Below are 18,278 nucleotides of genomic sequence, written 5' to 3'. Positions count from 1 at the left end.
AGTTTCCCTAAGTAGCTTCTTTTCATCCACATTATTTATATTACTAGCTTTTAAGACAAAACGATAAAAGCCCATCAAATAGAATCTATTTGATGGGCTTTCTATTTTTTTAGTTACCTTTTAAAGTAAAACTATATCTGTATAGTTGATTAGCAAACAAGGTTACATCTTTGTGTGTTTTTTGACCCCAGCTATCATCGCCTCCAATACCCATTTGGGCGAGATTAATCCGTACAATAGTCTGGTCGGACTTTGGCAATTCAAAGCCGTAATTACTCTCTTCTAATTGTTTTGCTGTGTAAGGTAATACGTTTAGCTCAACAGTTGGACTTCCGATTATTTCTAAACCAGTACCATCACCACAATGAATTCTGCCCGATCTTACGCCCATCTTATTCCCACATTCTTGTGGCTTCAAATAAGGTACATATTGATCGGCTACTTTACCTTGATAAAGTCCAATTTTAGCGCCTTTTTGTTTATCCCAATACGACTCATGTGGTCCTTTTCCATACCAGCTTAATTCGTCAAATTCGACTGGCATTGTTAACTTCACACCAATTTCAGGGATTTCTGGTAACGCTTCACCTGGTTCAAAAACATAATCAATCTTCACTTCACCTAAACCACTTATTGTATACTCAAGTTCTAACTTTGAATAATTTACTATAGCCATTAGATAAACTGTCTTAACTACAATATGATCTTTATATACTTGGTAAGTAAAGTCCATTAATTCTCGCGTATCTCCCGCATATTGCCATAGTGCACTACGCTGATCCAACTGATTCCCACGGTCATTGTCAGTCATCGCACGCCAGAAGTTTGGTGCTAATCCTTCCTTAATCAGTTCTTTGCCATTAATACGATAAGAGGAAAGTACACCAGTCGATTTATCAAATGCAACGGAGAAGTTATTACCCGAAATGGCGAGCATATCATTTTTTACATCAACTTCTATGGTTTCTGCTGATGTCGCTACTTCCCGTAATGCTGGCGCTTTTACAGGCAAAGTGAATTGACCAAAGGCGAGTTCATGTCCATTCTCACACCATAAACGGTCAACCCGCTCTGTCAGACTAAGTGTTACAATATATTCACCTTGGTCATCAATCCTATGTGGCAACTGGTAATCAAGTGTAAATTCTTTTTTCTCTCCTGGTTCACAATCAATTGTTAATTCACCTGATTGTTCCACTTCACCATTCTTAGTAACCAACCATTTTAATCGGTAATCACTAACATTAGTAAATAGAAATTTATTACTTAGATTAAACTTTCTTTTTTCAAAATTCATAACACTGAATTCTACTTGTTGATAACAACGTTTCACTTCAAATATTTTCGGACTAATTGCACCGTTCCCAAAAATCAAACCATTTCCTGCGAAGTTACCATCATGTGGGGATTCACCAAAAGCTCCTCCGTATGCGAGATACGGAGTCCCGTCTGCTGTTTCCGTCAATAAGGATTGGTCTTTCCAATCCCAAATAAAACCACCTTGTAAAATAGAGTACGTATCAAACAGTTCCGTGTACTTATGAAAATTACCTAACGAGTTACCCATTGCATGACTATACTCACATAAAATATATGGTTTGGTGTCCTCTTTCGCCTCTTTTGCATACTGTTCAATACCTTCTGGTGAAACGTACATTGTACTTTCGATATCTGAAGCCGCTTCTGAGTCACGATAATGGAATATTCCTTCATAATGAACAAGACGTGATGGATCATTCTGCTTAAAAAAGTCATGCATCCTCAAGAAGTTATCACCACCAAATGATTCATTACCTAATGACCAGATAACAATTGATGGATGGTTTTTATCGCGTTCGAACATCGACTTACAACGATCTAACACATTTTCAGTCCATTCAGGACGACTACCAGGTACCGTTTCAGCCAATCCCTTTTGACCATAAACCCATGTACCATGTGTCTCTAAATTCGTTTCATCAATCACATAAAGTCCATATTGATCACATAACTCATACCATAATGGATTATTAGGATAATGCGATGTACGTACAGCGTTAATATTAAATTGTTTCATCAACTTAATATCAGCGACCATATCATGATACGTAACGGCACGCCCCTTATCAGATGCAAATTCATGACGATTTGTTCCTTTAAAGACAATACGTTTGCCATTTATTTTCATCAAATTATCTTTTAATTCAAATTTCCTAAAACCAACTTTACTGCTTTTAGCTTCAAGTAATTGACCACCTTGTTCATATAAGCTCAAAACTAATGTGTATAAATAAGGGCTTTCCGCACTCCATTTGTTCGGATTTTTCAGTATCGTTTTTAGTGTAGGACGAATAACACCATCGTTCTGAAAATTCACATTTGACAACAAATGTTCATCTAATACTGCCTTACCAGTCTCATCATAAAGCATTGCCTTAAGGTCGACAGACTGCCTTGCCTTAAAATAATCGAGTAATTTCACATTAACAACTAGTTCAGCATCTTGATATTTTTCATCCAAATGCGTATTGACAAAAAAATCATCGATATGCACAGTCGGCATTGTATAGATGTACACATCACGAAAAATACCGCTTAAGCGCCAGAAATCTTGATCTTCAAGCCAGCTTGCGTCACTCCAGCGATACACTTCAACCGCTAACTTGTTTTCACCATCAATAATATACGGTGTTAAATCAAATTCAGCCGGTGTAAACGTATCCTCACTATATCCAACAAAATCACCGTTTATCCAAAGATAAAACGCAGACTCCACACCTTGGAAATTCAAATAAACCGGCTGGTCCTTCCAATCAGTTGAGACAGTAAAAGTCCTTACATATTGACCTACTGGATTATAATTTGTCGGTGCAAATGGCGGAGTTATATCCTCTTTTTCTATCCAAGGATACGTTGTATTTGTATATTGCGGATAATCGTAACCTTGCAGTTGCCAATGACTAGGTACTTTTATTTGATCCCATTCACTATGGTCAAAATCCTTCCGATAAAAGTCTTTTATACGACTGGTTGGTTCATCACTATAAGCAAATTGCCACATGCCATTTAGTGATCGATAATTTTCTGAAGCAGTACGATCACATTTTTTTGCTCCCTCTATCTTAGGATAGGACATTAGTGTTGCATGTGCTTCCCTGCGATTCAATTGAAAAATTTCAGGATTATTATTCCATTCAGGATAACCATTTTCTGGTGGGCTATATATGAATTTTTTTGTCATAACTAATCGCTCCTAACTTTATTAATCTAGCTATACACGTGTTAATTTAAATAGTTCAGATCTGAAATCACCATGTGCGCCATTCTTGCGATAGCTGTCAATTTCAATTCCTGCTTGTAACAATTGATCCCCATAAAAACAGGCCTCAATTCCATCGATTTTATAACGTGCATCTGCCTCTAGTCCTGTTAATCGAATGCGTCTTCCTGCTGGATTCGGACGTGATAGAATTTGATAATAACCGACAAGCGCTTCTTGTTTATCTTCTGAGACAACCATCCAACTTGCACTATTTTGATCGCCTTCAAATGGACTCAGTAATCTGTAAAAATGGCCCGTCTGGATTAATTTACGATTTGCTTGATAAAAGCGAACTTGTTCTGAAACCTTTTGTTTATCGGCATCACTCATGGTTGTCACGTCCAACTCATAACCAAACATCCCAAAATAAGCGACAGCAGCACGCATATCGATACTAGTTAGTCGATTCACTTGATGATTCGGAACCGCAGATACATGCGCCCCCATCGATGAAATCGGATAAACCAGCGATGTACCATATTGAATCATTAGACGCTCAACCGCATCGGTATTATCACTTGTCCATGCTTGTGGAGCATAATAGAGCATACCTGGATCGAATCGACATCCTCCACTTGAACACGATTCAAATAGAATAGTAGGAAATGCTGTGATTAAACGTTCATATAATTGATATACACCTAGAATATAACGATGCGGTAATTCTTGTTGACGTTCTGGTGGTAACGTTATCGATCCTATTTCTGTCATATAGCGATTCATATCCCATTTCACATAGGAAATTGGTGCCTCTTTTAACACCTTTGCCATTACTTGAAAAATATGATCAACAATTTCTTTTCTTGAGAAGTCCAGTACATATTGATTACGACCTTGCGAACGATTACGGTCAGCTACATGAATTATCCAATCTGGATGTTCTTGATAGAGCTGACTAATTGGTGAAACCATCTCTGGTTCAAACCACAAACCAAATTCAAGACCTAAATCACAAATTTTATTTGCTACATGTGCGATTCCGTTTGGTAATTTATCTCGATCAACAAACCAATCACCTAATGAAGTCGTATCATCATTGCGTTTTCCAAACCAACCATCATCCAACACAAACAACTCCACACCTAATTGCTTTGCCTCTTTTGCCATCGTCACTATTTTCGTTTCATCAAAATCGAAGTACGTTCCTTCCCAGTTGTTTATTAAAACTGGACGATCTTGATCACGCCACTTCCCTCTTGCAAGTCGATTTCGATAAAGTTGATGATAAATTTGACTCATCCCATTCAAACCTTGATCAGAATAAACCATCACGACTTCGGGTGTCTGAAAAGAACCACCTGCTTCTAAAAGCCAATTAAAATCAAAGTTATTAATCCCCATCATCACACGTGTGACATCATAATGATCGACTTCAACCTGAGCCAGGAAATTACCACTATAAACTAAACTAAATCCGTAGACTTCTCCTAGATGCTCTGTCGTTTCTGGACGTTTTAATGCAATAAACGGATTTTGTTGGGCACTACTTGTTCCCCTAGTGCTTGCAATGCTTTGCAATCCAGGTTGAAGCGGCCTTTTTTTCACATGTCGCTCACGTGCCCACGAACCAGATAATTGAACCATTTCATAGTTACTATCATTTAAATCTATACTTGCACTAAGCGCACGCAATAGATTCACATTTGCAGAGCCACGATTAACAAAACGTGTAGATCTCGTAAGTACATGATAGGTTTCAAAAATCGTATAAGATAAAATTAACGCTGTCTCTATCACCTGATCATATAAGGTAATCTCTAACGTTGTTGCTTCGTCTTCTGACTCCACATATGTAGCAGGTAATCCTTCCAATCCACGTTTTCCTTTATAAATCTCATGACTAACGTATTCAAAGTTGGTAATCCTACTACCATCTTGTTGTAAAATTTGATGTGCTGGTTCACGAAAATCTGTCGTACCATAAGCCGGATATTCTTGTTTGATTAAATCTAGTGAAAAAGGATCACTTATATCACTGATATAACAAGTATTATCTTTTTGAGCGGTATGAAATAAATGTGTGAAATTATCCTGGTGGTTCAGGTGTTTACCAAAATACAAATGACCTAATTGGTTATTTTCTAGTACCTTTAAGATATAACTAACTTTACTAGATTGAAGATGGAATTCTTTTGTTTTTTCATTAAATAAAATAGACATTGTAAACCTCCAACTCTATTAATTTCACGCAAAAAGCAAGCGTGAATTTGCTTTTTGCGTGCTAATTATCCTTTAACAGACCCCATCATCCCAGCAACAAAGTGCTTCTGCATAAAGAAAAACACGATGGCTGTTGGTAACGTTGCGATCGTAATCGCGGACATGATCATACCGTAATCAGGTGAGTAGCTTGAACCAAGATTAGAAATTAACAATGGTATCGTTTGATTTCCTGGTGATTGTAATACTACTAATGGCCAAAGGAAATTATTCCAACTATTCATAAAAGCAATAATTGCTGCTGCGGCATATGTTGTTTTCATTGTTGGAACGTAAATTCGGAAAAAGATACCTATTTCACTTAATCCATCAATTCTACCTGCCTCAATTAAATCTTTTGGAAACATTTTTGTGTTTTGTCGAAAGAAAAAGATGAAGAATGCGGTCGTAATGGTTGGTAAAAAGGCTGCCGCTAATGTATCAATTCCAATCATTGGTGCTGTTTGTGAAATTCGTCCAAACAGACGATACAGTGGTACCATTATTGCTGCAAACGGAATCATCATCGAAATCAATAAGATATTGAAAACAATATCTTTCCCTTTACTCTTATACATTTCAAAGCCATAGCCTGCTAATGACGCAAGAAGTAATGTCAAAAATGTAGAAGCAACTGCAATAATTGCTGAGTTAGTAAGAGCAGTGACAATATCAACTTGTTCAAATAGATTTTTCAAATTTTCAATTAGGTGTGTACCTGGTAACTGTCTTCCTTGTGTGACATCTACCGATTTATTAGTCATGCTAACGATCATCCAAAAGAATGGATAAATGGAAATGATCGTAGCAATCGACAAAAATGTATAGACTGAAATTCTTTTTATTTTTTTCACTTTTTATCACCTGCCAATTTAAATTGAATAGTAGATAGGATGACCACTAGAATAACAATCACATAGGCTACAGTGGCTGCATATCCAAAATCAGGAGTATATTTAAACGATAAATCATAAATATATTGTGAAATGGAAATAGTTGCATTACCCGGTCCACCACCGGTAATATTGACGACTTCATCAAAGATCTGAAGCGTTCCGATTGTTGATGTAATCGTTGTAAATAAAATAATTGGCTTCAACATCGGTATCGTTATCTTTAGAAATTGTTGTAACGAAGATGCACCATCAATTTTTGCTGCTTCATAAATTGATTTATCTACGTTTTGTAAAGCAGAAAGATAAAATATCATATTGTAACCAGTCCAACGCCATGTGATTGCTAATATAATTGTAATCTTTGCCCAGAAGGGGTCTGATAAAAAGTTTATTGGATCTGAAATAATCGATAGACTCATTAAAAATTGATTAGCAATTCCATCACCACTGAACATGTATTTAAAAATAACAGAATAAGCTACCAGTGACGTTACTGCTGGTAAAAATATTGCTGTTCTAAAAAAGCCTCTAAATTTTAAGGTTTGGTCATTTAATAAAGAGGAGAATAATAGGGCTAATAGGATCATAACTGGCACTTGAACGATTAAATAAATACTTGTATTGATCAAAGCTGCAATAAAAGTAGGATCATTAAATAGGCGACCCCAGTTATCAAGTCCTGTAAAGGTTAATGTCGAGCCCATACCTGATTGTAAAGACAAGAATAGTGCGTCAATCATTGGGTAAAAATAAAACAGTGTGATTGCAATAACTGATAGGATGACAAAGAGCCATCCGATATTATTCTTTTTAAAGAGCTGTTTCATACCTTGTTACTCCCTTCGATTAAAATAAGAGCGTGAGATACAATCGTCGTGATTAACGAACGTATCTCACGATCATTTTCTCTATTCTTATCTTAACTGCGTTTCAGCTTGTGATTGTGCATCATTCATCACATCAGATAAAGCTTTACCATTTAAATAGTTTTGCATTTCGTTGATTAAAATATCATCAATTGCATAGGTGTGCATGCCGTAATTGACTGCTGGAATTTCTTCTGTCCACTCTGTGAAATCAGATATAATCGGTTGATCACTAAAGAACTCATCTTCGTCTTTAAACGCTTCTCCTTGAATACCAGGAATATACGTACCAATAGCACCGATTTCTGTAACTAACTCTTCATAAAAAGCTTCATTTGAACCAAATGTGTTCGCAAGAAACTCTGCTGCTGCGTCTTTACCATCTGTATTTAATACATACCATGAACTACCACCTAAGTTTGAAGCGTTTACACTTCCTTCTACTTCTAAACGAGGAACTGGAACGACAGCCCAATTTCCTGATTGTGATTCTTCTGCTTTCACACTTGGTGTAATCCAATTGCCTGTAGGTACACTAGCAACATCCCCACTATTAAATGCTCCAACAAACTGACTCCAATCTGAGTTCATCTTCACAATGTTTGCTTCCATCATTTCTTTATAAATTTCAAATGATTCCTCTAATGCTGCATTATCAGCTAAATGAGGTGTGGAACCATCTTCTTCAAAATACCATGTACCTGCTGTTTGAATCATGGTCCGTATAATCCCAAAATCATTTGGATCTAATGTAATCATATCCTTACCTGTAGCTTCTTTCACTTTTTTTCCGATTTCCACATACTCGGACCAAGTAATGTTTGTTACATCTTCAACCGTGTATCCTGCTTCTTCAAGATAATCTGTGCGTACATACAAACCAGCTACACCTGAATCAAACGGTACACCATATTGTTCGCCATCAAGGCTGGTTGTTTCTGTTTTATAAGCTGCAAAATCATCTGCATTAATATAATCCGTTAATGGATAAAAAGCATCTGGATATGATTGTAAGAAGCTTTGCGCACGATAATCTTCAATTAACACAATGTCAGGCATACCTTGCGTTGTTCCCGAGCTTAATCCTGTGTTTAATCGTTGAATTAAATCGTCTTGTGCGTTTTCAATAATTTCTAATTCTATATCTGTCTCTCCATCGTATGCCGCTTCTGCAAGTTCAAGCGCCGCAATATTAAAGTTAGGATCCCAAGCCCAAACAGATATTTCTTGAGTTCCACTACTCGTGTCCTCAGATGATGTACTGTCTGTTCCTTCTGTCTCATCTGAACTTCCATCTCCACCGCAAGCTGCTAATAGAAATACACTAACTATTGCAAATACCAATAAAAATAACTTTTTCATAATTAAACCTCCCTGTTTTTTTGTAAGCGTTATCTTTAACTACATTCTTAGTATAACGCGCGAAAAAAAAGATCGTTAGAACGATCTTTAGACTATCCTTGTAATTATTTATGCAGTTAAATAACCGGTAAGATTTATAGTTGTATTTTCTTTAGAATTTGTATTTTCTTTAGTTATTAGATAACTTTTACATCGCAACAAGCTGTTTGGAAATAAATTACAATATTTTACGAAGCAGGAAAAATTGAGTTACGATTCATCATCTAATGAATTTGTAATTAATGGTAATCGAACAACTACTTTAGTACCCTCTCCGATTGTACTAGACACTTGCACACCATAGCGATCACCATAAAGTAAAAGAATTCGTTCATGTACATTCCGCATGCCAATACCACTAAACATTTGGCGTTTACCTTTATAAACATAAGGGAATTGTTCTTTTTCCAACTGCATACCATCCCCGTCATCAACAACTTCACATACTAATGTATCCGCTTCTTGATGAATCATAATTTGGATATAACCTTCTTTCTTTTTATTAAAGCCATGAAAGAAAGCATTCTCAATAAATGGTTGTAAAACGAGTTTTGGTATGTGGTAGTGTAATACATCTGGAACGATAAAGTAATTCACCTTAATACGTTCACCGTAACGTGCTTGATTAATAAAGACATAATACTTCATATTTTCAAGTTCTTGCTCAACAGAAACCGTCTGGCTCACTTCTCCTAATGCACTTTGTAATAAGGAGATGAGTGCATGAATTGTTTCCATTGCTTGTTCGGTTTTTTCTTGCATAACCATGAACTTAACTGTTGTCAACGTATTATAGAGAAAATGTGGATTTATCTGATGTTGTAATGCCCTTAGCTCTGCATCACGTTGATTTTTCTGGGACTCTACTACAATTTTCACATAATCTTGTAGCTCATCTAACGTGTAGTTAAAGGCGCGCGCAATTTTTTCTGCCTCATAGCCACCAGTTTCTTCAATTCGTTTACTGAAATCATGTTTGGTTTGCTTTGCAATCTGTGTAACTAGTCGACTCAACGACTTCGTAATACGACGTGATACGATAAACACACCAATCACAGCAAAGAAAACAATACTACTACTAATTAGAATAATTTCACGTGTGTTAATTAGACTACTTGTTACTTTTTGTTTATCAATCAGATTCACTAAATACATATCAAAACCTGGTATGTATTCTGACAAGAACAAATAATCACTGCTTCCAAGCGTGATATCTTGAATCTCTATATCTTCATCATCACCCTTTTGGGCATATTCTAATAATTCTACGTTATCTAAACCAATATTTGCTTCATTATTACTTGAGATTACTTTACCACTTCGGTCAATAAGCAGCACATCATTGCCTGCGCTTGTATATCCTTCATAGAAACTTCTAAGTTGTTTTTCATTAATGGAAATATACAGTATGCCATAAATATGATCAGATGATAATTCAGATAAGGCTTTAGTTGAAACCAACATTGCCTCTCCATTAAGTGTTTCAGGCTTGACAAAATGATAATTAATGCGATCTGGTGTCGCTAAAGTAATTTGCGTAATCGGATGTTTTTTTAAGATTGGCAAGGAAGTTGGCCAATAAGAGTAGTTCATATTATACAATTGTTGATCTGTACTTGTGACAATCATATTAGCACCTAAAGGCTGTAAATTTGAGTAAATACTTTCTAGCTGATTAATAATTTCATAATATGAACCAGCTAAATTAAGCGAATCAAATTCTTCCTCACTTAACACACGTTTGATCGTCCCATTACTTTCAATTTGATTTGATGTTTTCACTACCGCATTACTATACGCTTCAAACTGAGAGCGTATTTGTGTATTAATTTTTGAATTTGTAATACTAAACGTCTCTAAAAAAAGCTCCGTTGACATACGAATTGAACTAACTGTAATCAACAATGATACTAACGTAATACTAATGACGGTAACAAAGAATATTTTAATGAATAAGTTATTCTTTTCAATTAGTTTAATCCATTTAAACTGTCTCATTTCAATCTATCTTTTCGGTAACTACCAGGGGATTTATTGACTCTCTTTTTAAATACTTTGCAAAAATAACTATGATCGGCATAACCTACCATTCCACTAATATCAGAAATGGAGATTTGGCTATTTTCTAAAAGTTCTTTAGCCTTCCCTATACGTACTCCTGTTAAATACTCACTAAACCCCAAGTTGTGATGCATACTAAAATAAGCAGACAAGTAAGACGGATTAAAGTGAAAGTGTTTAGCCAATCCAGTTAAACTAATTGATTCTGAATAATGCTCATCGATATAAGCGAGTAAGACAGTCATATTCGTTGTTTGTATTTTACTATCTGCTTGATAAATAATTGCCTTAATTTCTAGCATAAACTGAGCAAGTGCTTTTCGGGCTTGTTCAGCGGTATACGCATTATTAATTTGATTAAAGTATTCGTATTTATCCTTTTTAAATTCATTAGTATCATATTTTAATTGATCCATCACGACCATTACATTAAAAATAACATTACCTAAAAAAGATTTAAATGCTGAACGGTCACTCGTATAGTCATTTGTTAAATAATCAATATGTTTATTTAAATAGTAAATCGATTCATCTACCTTTTTATATTTAAACAATTCAAGAAAGTAATTTAAATCAAATGGTACTTCAGGTATGACATTGTCAGGCAAGTTGTTATATCGAAGTACACGCTCATCCGTTAAATAAAATAAATACTTGCGCATCGCGACCAATTGACCTTGATAGATAGCTGGTAATTGGTCAACCTGATTAAACTGTTCAGTTATTAACCATGTAAAGTTACTTGTTAAATGATTACGATCAGTAATCGTCGCGATTAGCATCTCATATGCATCAAATGATAAATTTATAATAAAAGTACTCGCTCGTTCAGTACTCTCAAGCAAATGGCAAACCGATTTCTCTAATGCTTGCACCATAAATTCTATTTGCTCTAACGGTTTGATTGCAGTTTGTTCGTCTTGACTCGTTACATTTAATTCGACTAAACAACACATCTCATTTGGTAAAGATGTTTTTAACAACTCTAGCTCACTTGTTGATGCATAACCCGCTAATAACTTTTTAAATAGATCACTTATCGATTTTTGGTTATCTATTGTTTCATCTGCTGTTTCTATATTGTTAGAAAGTGAACGGTTAGTTACAACGCGCTTAAGTGTATCAAGCAATATCTTACCATCAAGTTTCGGTTTCAATATATAATCAGCTACCCCATTTTGAAACGTGCTTCGCACATAATCAAAGTTATTGAAACTACTTAAAACAATCACATCTATGTGGGGCTGTTCTTTTTTTACCTTTTTTATAAATTCAGTTCCATCCATAACCGGCATCACGATATCCGTAATAATGATAGCTGGTTTTTGCGTTTCAATTAGCGCTAATGCTTCCACCCCATTGGATGCTTCGCCAACAATTTCAAACCCCTCTTTTTCCCAATTAACATAGTGTAAGATGCCTTGCCTAATTAACAACTCATCATCCACAATGAGTACCTTTATTAATGATCCCATTTCTTCTCACCATCCCTAATTAGAGTAATGGGTACAAAATTACTTGTTTTTATCTATTTTAAATGAATGACTATTTTGGAGCCTAATTACTCTTAAAACCTCACATTTGAGAGAAATTGCGACGTAACATACCGCTTAGGAAATATACTCCGCTTTCCGTGGGCACGGCTTCAGCTAACTTAGTAAAGCAAAAAGCGCTTTACTAAGTGGATCTTCAGCCCGCGCTGTTCCCACAGGAGTCTACGTATATTTCCAAAGCTAGTTCAGAATCTACATGATGATTGCGTATGGAATAATGACACTTTAGCTAGACAAGCTTATCAATTGTTTATATTCAACATTACAATTACTGTTTTTCTTCAAACTTGCTTCATTCCCTAGATAACCTAATTCTTCATAGTGAATATTGCTGTTTATTTCTCCTAACTAGCGTATCAAATGAAATTGGCGACACTCCTGCAGGAACAGCGCGGGCTGAAGATCCACTCGGTAACGTTCTTTGTTTCCGAGTTAGCTGAAGCCGTGCCTGCGGAAAGGGAGTCAATTTCACTTGAGTAGCGGGTCAGGAGATTCTGTTACGTCACAGTTGATGATTGTTCCGACGTAGCTTTCTTTCTTTGTTGCCCTATCAGCAAATGGTTTCGATTGTACGATTAATCGAGTCATCACAGTCCTAAATTTTTTTCTTAACTACTACGACACTACATGGAGCACACATCTGTTGGTAAAAAATATTCCTTAATTCGAAATGTATCCATTAAACAATAATATGTTTTCAAGAAACAAGTTAACTTAAAGGCCAATCGTTATTCATGATATGTAATTTTCATTATTTTTAGCATCATATTCTTATATTGTATACGTTTTCATTATTGTTTGGCAATAGCTTTCACTTTCTTTACAATTGATCTAAGCATATAAAAATTAAAGATGTACCATTTTACTCTTTATTTCTATTGCCCATCTCATGAGTCATTTTCGTGCTACCTAAGTCATAAAAGGCAAATAACTTAACTGTTTCCTAATGTAGGACAAACCCAAAAGATATAAAATTGATTTTTTGATTGTTATGTTTAAGTGCTTCTTCTTTGATAATGACACTATTTCAATTATACAAACTCTCATGTTTTTCAAGAAGGTCTATGTGAGGAATCTTCTGATAGATTAATAGCAGGATTTTTTCTTTTATATGCTATCGGTGTGCACCCCTTTTGTTTTTTGAATAGGCGGATGAAATAACTTTGATTATTAAAACCAACATCCATTGCAATTTCTATCATTTTTTTATCTGTTTTTTGTAACAATTTACAAGCATTGCTAATTCTTATTTTATTTAAATATTCCATCGGTGTCATACGAACCAAAGACTTGAAAAATCGACTAAAGTGTCCTTCACTCATTTGAACTTGTGCAGCTAAGTCAAGCACAGTAAGTTTTTGATTATAATTTTTGTTCATGTATTTTAAGACAGTTTTTAGTAAAGTAATTTTATTTGAATCTTTGAAACTTATTTGATCATTATACTTCCATACCTGTTTATCAAACATCTCAGCAAATAATAAAAATAAATATCCCTTAATTACGAGTTCCAAACTAGGTCTTCGATTAACATAGGCATCTATTAATTTATTTACAATCTTCAATATCTCCCCTTCACTTTCATTAGGTAACAACCTAACAGCACTTGAAATAGCTGGATTTTCTAATTGCTCTAAATAATTCGACTCCATCCGATCGTAACTAAAACTTCTTAATAAATTAAAATGAAATACAATGGCATGAAGTTTAAACGGTATTTTATCAATCGGAAAGGCACCATGTAGCTGGCCGGTTGGTATATAAAAAGCTTGCCCTTCTCTTAATGTGTGATTTTCAGTTCCGACCTGTAAGTTAATCTTACCTTCTTCGACATAAATAAACTCCAATTCATGGTGCCAATGTACGTTAAATATTGCATCTCCATCTAAATAATCAACTGTGTATACACGAAAAGGAAACATATTATCTCCATGTTCCCTATCCTCCAACAACATAAATTTATCCATATAGTAGCCTCCCTTTGCTCATTATATCAGAATTGTGTTATTAAATATTAGAATAGTGCAATAAAAAGAGTTAAAATATCAATATAATTATAAATATAAAGTATATAAAAAAGTTAGGAAAAGAAGTAGATAATTCAATACACGTAATATCAAATGAATGGGGTGTCAAAATGAAATTTACGAATGGATACTGGCTTACTAAAGAAGGTTTTACGATTAATCATCCATATGTTATTCGTGATACATCGGAAACGAAGGACATATTAACACTTTATGCACCATGTAAAGTTATTAAAGACAGAGGGGATACATTAAACACTTCTTCCCTTACGATTCAATTATCTTCACCATTGGAAGATGTAATTCGAGTAAGAGCCTGGCATCATAAAGGAGCAAAAAACAAAACGCCCAACTTTGAGTTAATTGATAATTCGATTCCATTAAACTTTACTACTGAAAATGGAGCAGAAGAAACCATCTTTCATAGTGGAAATATGAAAGTAAGAGTCGAACGAGATCCATTTACTATTCAATTTTATTATGGCGATAAAAAACTTACACAGTTAGATACAAAAGGGATTGCTTGGGTTCAAGGACCAGAGAAAGAAAGTTATATCCGCAGTCAATTGAACCTCAATGTTGGGGAATATATTTATGGATTAGGTGAACGCTTTACCCCTTTTGTGAGAAACGGGCAAGCGGTTGATATATGGAATGAAGATGGTGGAACAAGCTCAGAGCAAGCCTATAAAAACATCCCTTTCTACCTAAGCAATCGTGGATATGGTGTATTAGTTAATCATCCGGAAAATGTAAGTTTTGAAGTAGGTGCTGAGGCAGTTTCCAAAACACAGTTTAGTGTTGAGGGAGAAATGCTAGAGTATTATATTGTAAGCGGTACCAATTCAAAAGGAATATTACGTAACTATACACAACTAGCAGGTAAACCAGCGTTACCACCTGCTTGGTCTTTTGGCTTGTGGCTCTCCACTTCATTTACAACAGACTACAATGAAGAAACTGTCAATCACTTTATTGACGGGATGGCAGAACGTGATATACCATTACGTGTTTTTCATTTTGATTGCTTTTGGATGAAAGAATTCCAATGGAGTAATTTTAAATGGGATGAGGATGCATTCCCAGATCCTGAATCAATGTTACAACGTTTAAAAGCAAAAGGATTAAAGATTTGTGTTTGGATTAATCCATATATTGCAGAAAAATCACCATTATTTGATGAAGCAGCTGAAATGGACTACCTAATCAAAAAGAATAATGGTGACGTATGGCAGTGGGATTTATGGCAAGCTGGCATGGGAATTGTTGATTTCACAAACCCTGCTGCTTGTAAATGGTATCAATCGAAACTGAAAGAACTGTTAGACATGGGTGTAGATTGCTTCAAAACTGATTTTGGTGAAAGAATACCAATAGATGTTTCATATTTTGATGGCTCTGATCCAGATCGCATGCACAATTATTATGCCTATAAATATAACGAAGTGGTATTTGAGTTATTAAAGAAAGAAAAAGGCGAACAAGAAGCAGTGGTTTTTGCAAGATCAGCTACAGTTGGAAGTCAGAAATTCCCCGTTCATTGGGGTGGTGATTGTGACGCAACATATGAATCAATGGCTGAGAGCCTACGTGGCGGCTTATCTCTTTCACTTTCAGGTTTTGGTTATTGGAGCCACGACATAGGTGGATTTGAAAATACAGCAAGCCCAGACTTATTTAAACGATGGACAGCTTTTGGACTTTTATCTAGTCACAGTCGTTTACATGGAAGCTCTTCGTATCGTGTCCCATGGCTTTACGATGAAGAAGCTGTTGCAGTGACGAAACACTTTGCTAAATTAAAAAATAAATTAATGCCTTACATTTATCGTACATCTGTTGATAATCACCTGACAGGTGTCCCAGTAATGCGACCTATGTTACTAGAATTTTCTCAAGATCCAAACACACATGTACTTGATCGACAATATATGTTTGGTGATTCATTGTTAGTCGCTCCTATCTTTAATGAGGAAGGTGTCGGTACGTACTATTTACCTGATGGTAACTGGACACATTTATTAACTGGTAACGTGGTAAAAGGCGGTTCTTGGCAAAGCAAAAAGTATAATTACCTTGATATGCCTATATTTGTTAAGGAGAACACGATTTTAGCTTTAGGTGAAAAAAATGATCGACCTGATTATGAATTTGCTGAAAATGTTACTTTTACAATTTATGAACTAAAAGATGACTTACTAGCAGAAACCTCTGTTACCAATCTCGATGGTAAGCAAATTGGTAACGTCACAGCTATAAAAAAAGGTAAGCATATTGCTATTGAAACGAATATGAAAGAATTAAATTATTCCATTGTGCTTAAAGGATATGATACGATTAGCTCCATTTCAAGCGGGGAGTTAGAAACAGATTCAGGAGAAGTAAAAATTAAGCTTCATGGTTCACATGAATTAAATATTGTATTGTAAATCTTTTATAGCCCTAGTATGAAAGTTGACTTATTATAATATATTTAGGAGGTGATAGGTTCCTCTGCAATTCATAGTTTTTTTCCTTGTAAGTAAGACAATGGCCATGTTGTAGATAAACATTTGTATAGATACACTTGAAATCTGGAAGGTAATTACTTTTAGGAGGGTTAATATGAAAAAAAGATTAATAGGATTATTTTTTACACTGACAGTATTTTTACTAATAGGATCTGCTTGTTCGACAAATACTGAAAGCGGTAACAACGATCAAGTTGAACTATCCATTTTTAATATTAAAGTAGAAACAAAAGATCAACTAGAAGAAATGATAGCAAAATATGAAGAAGAGAATCCCGATGTAAAGATTAATTTAACTACGGTTGGTGGCGGACAAGACGCAACATCAGCATTACAAGCAAAGTTTTCATCAAACGATGAACCTAATATCTTTTTATTGGGGGGACTATCTGATGTTGCAAAATATCAAGATTATTTAATTGATGTATCTGAAATGGAATCTGCTAAGACTGCAATTGATGGCACATTAGAGGGGGCAACACTGGATGGCACGCCTTATGGCATCCCTCTAAATATAGAAGGTTATAGTTGGATGATTAATAAAGATATATTTAATCAAGCTGGAGTAGATCCAGAAAGCATAGGTTCTTATCAAGATTTTGTCGAGGCTGTGGAAACGATCGATAGCCAAAAAGAAGAACTTGGTTTAGAGTCCGTGTTCGCTTTTAGCGGAAAAGAAGATTGGGTTGTAAGTCAATTTTCAAGTCATTTTACTTCACCTGAATTTAACAATAGCGTAATTGAAGCTTATGAATCTGAACAATTAGATCTTGAATACGGAAGTAGAATGAAAGAATATACTGACTTGTTCAATCAATACAATGCACAGCCAATATTATCATTAGATTATAGTACATCAGTGGAAGAAATGTTTGCAGGTGGGCAAGTTGCTATTATACATCAAGGTAACTGGATTATCCCATCCTTAGACAGCATTGATGAGAGCTTTGCAAGTGAAAAGCTTGGTATCTTACCGATGTATGTGGAAGATGATACTGAAGGTAAAATAATTGCAGGTCCCTCTTGGTTCTGGGGAATAAACGGTGACAAAGATGAAGCGTCTGTCGAAGAATCCAAAGCATTTATGGATTGGATGTACACCTCTGATTATGGTCAAGAGAAAATTATGAGTGATTTTAAATATATACCTGCACATGAAGGCTATGATACAGATGCAATAGCAGATGAAGTATCTAAAACTATTTATGAAATGCTAATGAACGGTGAAACTGGTGTATGGGCAAATAACCAATATCCAGATGGATTCTTTTCAACAGCTCTCTTTCCTGAATTTCAAAAGTATCTAAATGGTGACATTACATGGGAGGACTTTGAAGAAGTGACAAAAGAAAACTATTCTAAAATGAGATAAAGTGAAATTTTAATCTGGTTCAATCGTCCGTTTATCACACTTAACGTACGATTGAACCAGGATAATTTAAATGATAGAGTCGAACTTTTTTT

10 protein-coding genes are annotated in these 18,278 nt (G+C 35.2%); 2 read left to right on the top strand and 8 right to left on the bottom strand.

What is annotated here, in order from left to right:
• Positions 1-109: 109 nt before the first annotated feature.
• From lacZ to DM447_RS07545, 8 genes are all read right to left on the bottom strand, one after another.
• Complete coding sequence (gene lacZ, locus DM447_RS07580) at positions 110-3,220, bottom strand: beta-galactosidase, LacZ type (protein WP_112180639.1); 3,111 nt, start codon at positions 3,218-3,220, stop codon at positions 110-112.
• Between the two features lie 30 nt (positions 3,221-3,250).
• On the bottom strand, positions 3,251-5,461 hold the full coding sequence (locus tag DM447_RS07575; RefSeq protein WP_112180638.1) for an alpha-galactosidase: 2,211 nt from the start codon (positions 5,459-5,461) through the stop codon (positions 3,251-3,253).
• A 65-nt stretch (positions 5,462-5,526) separates the two neighbouring features.
• A complete protein-coding gene (locus DM447_RS07570) occupies positions 5,527-6,354 on the bottom strand; it encodes a carbohydrate ABC transporter permease (RefSeq protein ID WP_112180637.1) in 828 nt (275 codons plus the stop codon).
• Positions 6,351-7,223: a carbohydrate ABC transporter permease gene (locus DM447_RS07565; protein ID WP_112180636.1), complete on the bottom strand. Its 873-nt coding sequence runs from the start codon at positions 7,221-7,223 to the stop codon at positions 6,351-6,353. The genes DM447_RS07570 and DM447_RS07565 overlap by 4 nt, the downstream gene beginning before the upstream one ends.
• Before the next feature lie 87 nt (positions 7,224-7,310).
• A complete protein-coding gene (locus DM447_RS07560; RefSeq protein ID WP_112180635.1) occupies positions 7,311-8,624 on the bottom strand; it encodes an ABC transporter substrate-binding protein in 1,314 nt (437 codons plus the stop codon).
• A gap of 249 nt (positions 8,625-8,873) precedes the next feature.
• Positions 8,874-10,661, bottom strand: a complete 1,788-nt coding sequence (locus DM447_RS07555; RefSeq protein WP_112180634.1) for a sensor histidine kinase — start codon at positions 10,659-10,661, stop codon at positions 8,874-8,876.
• Positions 10,658-12,199 (bottom strand): response regulator transcription factor, encoded by a 1,542-nt coding sequence (locus DM447_RS07550; protein WP_112180633.1) that lies wholly within the window; start codon positions 12,197-12,199, stop codon positions 10,658-10,660. The genes DM447_RS07555 and DM447_RS07550 overlap by 4 nt, the downstream gene beginning before the upstream one ends.
• A 1,130-nt stretch (positions 12,200-13,329) precedes the next feature.
• Positions 13,330-14,244 carry an AraC family transcriptional regulator gene (locus DM447_RS07545; protein ID WP_112180632.1) on the bottom strand — a complete coding sequence of 305 codons (915 nt, stop codon included), beginning with the start codon at positions 14,242-14,244 and terminating at the stop codon, positions 13,330-13,332.
• Between the two features lie 170 nt (positions 14,245-14,414).
• Between DM447_RS07545 and yicI the strand changes: the two genes are divergently transcribed.
• Together yicI and DM447_RS07535 are read left to right on the top strand one after the other, a co-directional pair.
• On the top strand, positions 14,415-16,733 hold the full coding sequence (gene yicI, locus DM447_RS07540; protein ID WP_112180631.1) for an alpha-xylosidase: 2,319 nt from the start codon (positions 14,415-14,417) through the stop codon (positions 16,731-16,733).
• 175 nt (positions 16,734-16,908) lie between these two features.
• A complete protein-coding gene (locus DM447_RS07535; RefSeq protein WP_112180630.1) occupies positions 16,909-18,186 on the top strand; it encodes an ABC transporter substrate-binding protein in 1,278 nt (425 codons plus the stop codon).
• The last annotated feature ends 92 nt before the right edge of the window (positions 18,187-18,278 follow it).

This window comes from Paraliobacillus zengyii (assembly GCF_003268595.1).
GTDB lineage: Bacteria > Bacillota > Bacilli > Bacillales > Amphibacillaceae > Paraliobacillus_A > Paraliobacillus_A zengyii.
This window is presented reverse-complemented; position numbering and strand designations above follow the sequence as displayed.